Source organism: Leptolyngbya sp. FACHB-36, assembly GCF_014695955.1.
Taxonomy (GTDB): domain Bacteria; phylum Cyanobacteriota; class Cyanobacteriia; order Leptolyngbyales; family Leptolyngbyaceae; genus FACHB-36.
On sequence record NZ_JACJPG010000506.1, the window covers coordinates 1 to 7262 of the forward strand.

Annotated in this window: 7 protein-coding genes; all 7 read right to left on the reverse strand. The window is 53.4% G+C overall.

All coding sequences use genetic code 11. The annotated features are described in order from the left end of the window. Positions 1-665, reverse strand: a 665-nt coding sequence (locus H6F43_RS14440; protein WP_190343434.1) for a DUF350 domain-containing protein, incomplete at its 3' end; no start/stop codon positions are given. Positions 666-698: 33 nt separating this feature from the next. Further along, positions 699-1724 carry a peptidoglycan bridge formation glycyltransferase FemA/FemB family protein gene (locus tag H6F43_RS14445; RefSeq protein WP_242025627.1) on the reverse strand — a complete coding sequence of 342 codons (1026 nt, stop codon included), beginning with the start codon at positions 1722-1724 and terminating at the stop codon, positions 699-701. Positions 1725-1742: 18 nt separating this feature from the next. Then, the gene (locus tag H6F43_RS14450; protein ID WP_190343435.1) at positions 1743-3176 is read right to left on the reverse strand and encodes a methyltransferase domain-containing protein; all 1434 of its coding nucleotides are present in this window, start codon (positions 3174-3176) and stop codon (positions 1743-1745) included. 54 nt (positions 3177-3230) lie between these two features. After that, positions 3231-3938 (reverse strand): DUF4178 domain-containing protein, encoded by a 708-nt coding sequence (locus H6F43_RS14455; protein ID WP_190343436.1) that lies wholly within the window; start codon positions 3936-3938, stop codon positions 3231-3233. Positions 3939-4032: 94 nt separating this feature from the next. Then, positions 4033-4392, reverse strand: a complete 360-nt coding sequence (locus H6F43_RS14460; RefSeq protein ID WP_190343437.1) for an S-adenosylmethionine decarboxylase — start codon at positions 4390-4392, stop codon at positions 4033-4035. Continuing rightward, positions 4389-5435, reverse strand: a complete 1047-nt coding sequence (locus H6F43_RS14465) for a DUF1611 domain-containing protein (RefSeq protein WP_190343438.1) — start codon at positions 5433-5435, stop codon at positions 4389-4391. The genes H6F43_RS14460 and H6F43_RS14465 overlap by 4 nt, the downstream gene beginning before the upstream one ends. A gap of 129 nt (positions 5436-5564) precedes the next feature. Beyond that, the coding region (locus tag H6F43_RS14470; protein ID WP_190343439.1) for an AAA family ATPase at positions 5565-7262 on the reverse strand (1698 nt) is incomplete at its 5' end.

Here is a 7262-nt window from a genome sequence, read left to right on the forward strand (position 1 = left end):
TGTCCCCAGTTCTCAAATTCCGGCTCAAATGCGGTCCGCACGACATTTCCAGTGGCAATTAGCAGTCCCGCTAGCGCCACACCCGCCGCAGGATTTTTGCGATCGCGAATTTCGCCGAACACATTGTACGTGGCAATGCGCGGATACACGAAGCTAACCACCACCAGCACCGCCATTCCCAGCAGCCAGCACACCAGTCCCACTAGCCAGCCTCCACTCTCACCCGCCAGTGCTGCACTAAGAATCAGCCCGTTGGCGACGTGAATCCCAGCTTCCACCGCCGCTGCTCCAATGTTGTGCTGTTCCTGCACCTCACGAACACAGTTGCAGCGCCGCAGAATAAAGCGATCGCCCACCCACGCCCCTGCCAGCATCAGCAGAATCACACTTGCGCCATAGCTAACCAGGAATAGCAGCCGAGTTTGCCAAGTGCCAGCCTCTTTGTCGAGCACTCCTGCCAGCGCCGTCACAATGCCCAAATAATAGCCAACGAGGGCGATCGCGACGGCGAAGTTATCTTTAACGAACAGTTCTAGATTCAGGTCCAACCGCCGAAAAAGCTTTTGGTAGGCAAATTGTCCCAACCAGAACACGCCAAATCCAATCACGAGCTCGGTGGCGACGAAGGGAATTGCAGCGAAAGCGTTAGCGAGAGTGGGAAGCATAATGAAGGCAAAAAGTCGGTTGACTGGAAAGGTCTAGAGTTGAATGTTCTTAAAAACTTGAATTAGAGTGTCGGCAAGGCGATCGTAAAAGACATAATCGTGAGCGCCGATCGTCGTGACGGGTGCGCCGCCAAATTGCTGTTTGAATTGAGAGAATTTGGCATAGCTGTGCTGCGGATTGCTCGTGTATCCGTAGAAATCGTAGATTGAACATCCTCTTGCTTTTGCTCGTTGCATCGTAGCCCAATGCAGAGCGTAACTCGCCATGACATGAACCTGTTGAGCGCGCCGTCCACCATAGAGATAGGTCGCACGATCGCCCCAATATACAACTAGAACGGCGGCAAGAATGCTTCCTTGGTGCAGCGCAAATCCAATTTCTGCCATTTCTGCGGCAAACAGCGTTTGGCAAAGATTAATGAAGAATCCGTAGGGTTCACCAAAAAACTTTTGCCGCTCTACAGTTTCCCAGAAAATATCGTAAAACGTGGGAATTGCTTGCGGATTAGCCGTGAATTTAGTGTCTACATTATGACGCTGGCTCAGTCGGATGTTGTAGCGTCCTTTTGGCTTCATGCTCGCTAGAATGTCTGCTTCAGCTGGGCGCAAATCGATTAGCAGTGTTTCGGACGGTAGCAAATCGACGGGAGCACGCACAAACCCCTGTAGATAAGTGGGTTTTTGAGTCAGCAGCGGCTCAATTCGGACGGCGATCGCGCCTACGGTTTGCGCCAGTTTTTCAGCCGTCTTCAGTAACAGCTGTATTCCTGCTGTCGCAAACTCCGGCAGCAAAATTGGCGCACCTGGCGCTATTAGCAAATTTGCCGAACTTTGGCGAGGATAATAGTAGAAAATGCATCCGCCAACCAGAGTTTCATGAAAGAATACGCCGTAGCGAAAGGTGGTGTAGCCTTCCAATTCTTTGAAATCTGCCCACGTCCACGACTGCATAAAGCAGCCCGTTAGAGCCGCTTGAGTTAGAGCATCCCACTGGGGGCGATCGGACAACTGTAACTGCCGCACTGTAAACTGCTGCTGACTCACCTGCATCAGAACCATTATTTGTTCAACTCGCTTCTACTCTCGATCTCGGTATAAAAACGATAGCCAAACGGCTCCAATCATCATCAACGAGAAGCCAAAGAAACCGCCATCATCGGAGTTAGAATAGCTGCCGCCGCTGCTGCTAGAGTAGCCACCGGACCCGCTGTAATAGCCTTTAGCAAATACGGCATCTGGATGCGTTACATTCGCCATCAGCAGCGTCACAGATAGAACCGTAACCATTTCTGCTGTATGTTCAGAAAGATAGGCTAGCGGCTGTTTTGTGCGAAGTTTTTCAGACAGTTGCTTTAAGTCATGGGCAAGCTTTGGCGGTAGTTCTTGAGCGCGTTCCAGCAAGCGATTCACTAACTGTTCAACATCAATTTCAGCCAGCAGCGACTTCACATGCCCCAGCCATTCTTGATTCATTCGTGGACTGTGATAGCGATGCTGAACTGGAACAAGCTGGTTGGCGTCGATCGATCGCAAATTCGGCTCCGTTTGATGCAATTGCTGAAGCCAATAGTTTGCCATTGACTCAAGCTGTAGTAAATCACTGCTGCCGACTAAATTCGTTCCCGCTTCCTGAATGGTTAAGAAATCAATTTCGTGATCACTCCCCAATTCGCCTACGGTTGGATTCAGCAAATAGTAAAATAGCTGAGGAGAATTTAGCGTGTGAATATTAACGCTGTGGCGTTTATTGGCAACGTCTGACTTAAAAATAAAGGCATTTAACCACGATGATTGCAGGTTACATGAATCTGTACCGATCGTGAACTCTAGCTCGGCACGATCGATCGGCTGGGTTGAGCCTAAAAAGAAGCCCCAGTCGCCGTAGCCATGCCGCCGAAAGGATGGGATCGCAACCTGCATCGGTTTGGCATGCAGATCGGCAGCTAACAGCGTTTGATAAAGGCACCAAAACCCGTCGGTGCTGTGCTGTGGGGAAACTCCATTGCTGCTCATCAGGCCGCCCGGAATCAGCACTCGCTGCACCTGCTGAAACCATTCACGGCTGTAGATGCGCGTGTCGTCTGCGCAGGTGGGAAAGGTGAAATCGCAGATGGCGACATGGCAGCAAGCGTCGGGCAGTTGAGCGACAAACTCAAAGGCGTCCTGCGTGTGAACGGTGACGCGGTTAAGTCCGGCGTCATTCAAACTGCCGCGATTGTAAGGTCTGAATACGGTTCGCCCCAGTTCCAGCACCTCAGCGCTGTAGTCTACGAGCGTAATCTCTACCACCTGCGAAAATCGGAGCGCATCTCGCGCCGCTAAGCCATCACCCCCGCCGCAAATTAGTACGCGCAAGGGTGTATTCGGGAAGCGCTGTTGGGCAACGACGATCGCAGGAACGACTAAATGCTCGTGGTAAATGGCTTCATCAGCCGTGTCAAACTGCAAATCGCCGTTAATGTAGAATGCCAAACCGTTGGCGTGATGCTCAATGAAGAGAGAAGCGGGCATTTGAACTGTTGAGTGATGAATTTTGTAGGCAGAATCGAGCAGGTTTTAATTCGCTCAAATGCCGGAGACCATGAGAAAGAATCCCAGAATTGTGATGAACCAGGCAATTACAAGCTGGATGCTGCGCGATGTATTTTGTTCTGACGATCGACCGTAATCGTAAGTGGGAAAGCCAGATGAAATACTGGGTGCCGTAGAGCTAAAGCTTGCTGGTGAAATTCCAGCGCCGCGTCGAATGTCTGAAAAATCAGCAGGCTGAACTTCTCGCGTGGAATAAACCACGAGTTGATTATCTGACCACGCTTCTAATGCTAAATTCCAGGAATGTGCAGAATCCCAATAGTCCCACGTAATCCGAGTACGATCGCCCCGCTCGGATTTGTATGATCCTTGAGTCTGAGATTCAAATTGGTAAATGCGATTAAACAGCTGCAACTCTGGATACGGTTGCTTATTCGATCGCATTTCATCTGACAATTTCAGCACCAAATCTCGTCCCCCATTGGGTTCGTAGATCGATGGATGACGCAACTCTTCAGCCAGATACCAGTGCACCAATCTCTGTGGAGTTTGTGGATCGAGTTCGCGCAGCAAATAGTATTGCTTGCCTGTGGTAGATTTCATCAACCACTCTTCCGTTTCGTAGCCTTCTGGATCGGTGTAAGTGCTGTAGTCGCTGATTTGCCAGTGGACCCCGTGATACTGCACGCGATCGCCCGACTGCAACGATCGCAACTCATCTTCTGTAATAACGTCAGCCATTGCGCAAGAGTTGAATGATGAACGATGCTGTTTGAATGATGGTGAAGCTAACCTAACTCATACCGTTAGAAAAACCGCAAAACTTAAACGTTTGTTATCCTGTTGCGGTGATGGAGTGCCATTGAGCGCGATCGACTTGACCACTGATTTTCAGGCTCAACACGTCCGCCAAGACTTCAGCTTTCGAGCGATTGTCCTGAGAATAATCGCACACGTGAATATCAACAGACACCTTGGCGTATTCCGTCCACAGGTGCAGCGCCACGTGAGACTCCTCTAGCACCAACACTGCCGAAAGCCCTTGCGGCGCAAAGGTGACAGCGACTTCGCCCACAGCGGTCAAGCCTGCCTCTTGCACAGCATCGCGCATTAAGTCCAGCAGAGCAGCAGGCAGGAGAGTAACGATCGTCTCCGTCGCAGGCAGAATGGCAGAAAAATGGTGGGATCGAATCACGAGCGGCCTAAAATCGCGTCTAACACTAACTCTGCCCCAAACCGCACGGGATCGGTACAGGGTAACCCGGTTTCGGTCCGAATTTGTGCGATCGCCTGCTCTGCCTCCAGCTTGCTCAAATGCGCCGTGTTCAGGGCGATCGCGGCGACTCGTGCCGGAGTAAACGCGCCGCCTGCCGTCGCGATCGTCTCATAAAGCTGCACCACGTCGCGCAGCGGAGGAATGGCGACGTCCTCGAAGCGACGGATGTGCGTTTGCCCAGCCCGATGCACCAGCACCAAATGCGTCGGCTGACTGCCGCGCAGCAGCGGCAGGGTCGCAGTCGAAGCAGGATTCAGCAGCGATCCCTGCCCTTCAATGTGCAAAATATCCGCATCGTTGCTCGCCTGCATCACCAACTGCTCGACGGCTCCTGCGGCAAAATCCACGCGAATCGCGTCGAGGGGAATGCCCGCGCCAGAAATCATCATGCCCGCCTGCCCAGTGCCCAAAAATTTCGATCGCAGCCCGCGCTGGAGACTAGCGCGGTTTAGCTCCAAGCTAGTAGACATTTTGCCGACTGCCATGTCTGTTCCCACAGTCAGCACTCGCAAACACGCCAGCGTCCGCGCCTGTCCGGTGCCAACGGACAGGTTAGCAGGTTCTTGGCGCACATCCCAAATCCACTGTTTGGGCTTCAGCAGCGCCGCGAGTGCTGGGTCGCGGTTCAGCGGCGTGTGCAGTCCGTTGACGATCGACAAGCCCCCTGCGATCGCCTGCCGGATATCCTGTCGCCAGTCTTCTGGCAGTTCGCCGCCCAAGATGGCAATCCCAATCACCAGCACATCCGGTTGGTAGGACAGCGCGTCCTGAACCGACGCGACGATCGGCACAGGGCGCGCAATTCCGGTCAGGTCTTGGAGCGACTTTCCAGCAGACTCGCGATCGATCACGGCGACGATCGCCGCCTCAGAATAGCGCAGCATCGCCAGTCCGGTTTTGCCCTGTACCCCTCGAATGCCGTCGTGAAGTAGAATTGCAACTCGCTGATCCGCCTGAATCATCACGCTTTCTTGCTAACTGCCACCCCTATTTCACCACAGCACGAGACGAGGCTACACGACTCAAACTCGCCAGAAAAGAATTCAATCTAGATTTAGGCAGCCCTAAGAGAACGCTAGAACCTGCAACGGCTAAGACGCGATCGCCGTCTGACTGCCCACGACCGTCGGCTTCTTACGAAACTCCAGCGCATCGTTGACGAAATCAATCAGAATCGTGTCGCCTTCAGTAAAGGTGTTTTCCAAGATTTTGGTGGCGATCGGGTTCTGCAACTCGCGCTGAATAGCTCGCTTCAGGGGACGCGCTCCGTAGACCGGATCGTAGCCCGCATCCGCAATGTGATTTTGAGCCGCCGCCGTAATTTCTAGCCGCAGCTTTTGGTCTGCCAGCATCGCCTGAATCCGCTTCAGTTGCAGCCCTACAATCTGGCTCAGTTCGCCGCGTCCCAGCGTGTGGAACAGGATTAAATCATCAACGCGATTGAGGAATTCTGGGCGGAAGTGTTTGCGGAGCGCCTCCATTACTCGCTTTCGCATTTCTTCATAGCGGGAATCATCACCGGACACATCCAAAATGTGATCGCTGCCGATGTTGCTCGTCATCACAATGACGGTGTTGCAGAAATCCACCGTGCGTCCTTGCGAGTCGGTAATTCGTCCGTCGTCCAGCACTTGCAGCAGAATGTTGAACACATCCGGGTGCGCCTTTTCCACCTCGTCCAGCAGCACGACCGAGTAAGGCTTGCGGCGGATCGCCTCCGAAAGCTGTCCGCCCTCCTCATAGCCAACGTAGCCTGGAGGTGCTCCAACCAGTCGTGCGACGGAGTGCTTCTCCATGTACTCGGACATATCGATGCGGACGAGGGCGTCATCCGCGTCGAACAGAAATTGCGCCAGAGCGCGAGCAAGCTCGGTTTTGCCAACGCCCGTAGGACCCATGAATAGAAACGATCCGATCGGACGTCCGGGATCTTTCATTCCGGCACGGGCGCGACGAATGGCCGCCGATACGGCTTCTACGGCTTCGGCTTGACCAACGACGCGCTGATGCAGATGCGTTTCCAGCTGCAGCAGCTTTTGCCGCTCCGACTCGAGCAGGCGATTCACCGGAATTCCGGTCCAGCGAGCCACGATTTCGGCAATGTCTGACTCGGTGACTTCTTCGCGCAGCAGCGCCGAGCCGCGAGATTGAATTTCCAGCAGCTTCGCTTCCAGCACTTCACGATCGCGCTGAACCGCTTCCAGCTTGCCGTACTTCAGTTGAGCGGCTGTGTTCAGGTCGTATGCCCGTTCTGCTTGCTCAATTTGCACCCGCAGCTTGTCTTCTTCTTCCTTTTTCAGCTTGATGTTATCTAAAAGCTGTTTTTCCTCCTGCCATTGAGAATCGAACCTTTCCTGTTTCTCGCGCAAATCTGCAATTTCCTGCTGAATGCGCTCTAGCCGCTCTTTGGGTGCGCGGTACGAAATGCCAGTTGCCGTTTGTCCTTCACCTGCCAGCGACAGTTGTTCCATCTCAAGCTGCATCAGGCGACGATCGATCGCCTCTAGCTCAGTCGGCTTGGAGGTAATCTCCATTTTGAGTTTTGCGGCAGCTTCGTCTACGAGATCGATCGCCTTGTCGGGCAGAAAGCGATCGGAAATGTAGCGCGAGGACAGCGTTGCCGCTGCAACCAGCGCCGAGTCGATAATTTTGACGCCGTGGTGCACTTCGTAGCGCTCTTTCAGACCGCGCAGAATCGAGATCGTATCCTCGACGCTGGGCTGATCGACAAACACCTGCTGGAAGCGCCGCTCCAGTGCCGCGTCCTTCTCAATGTACTTGCGGTACTC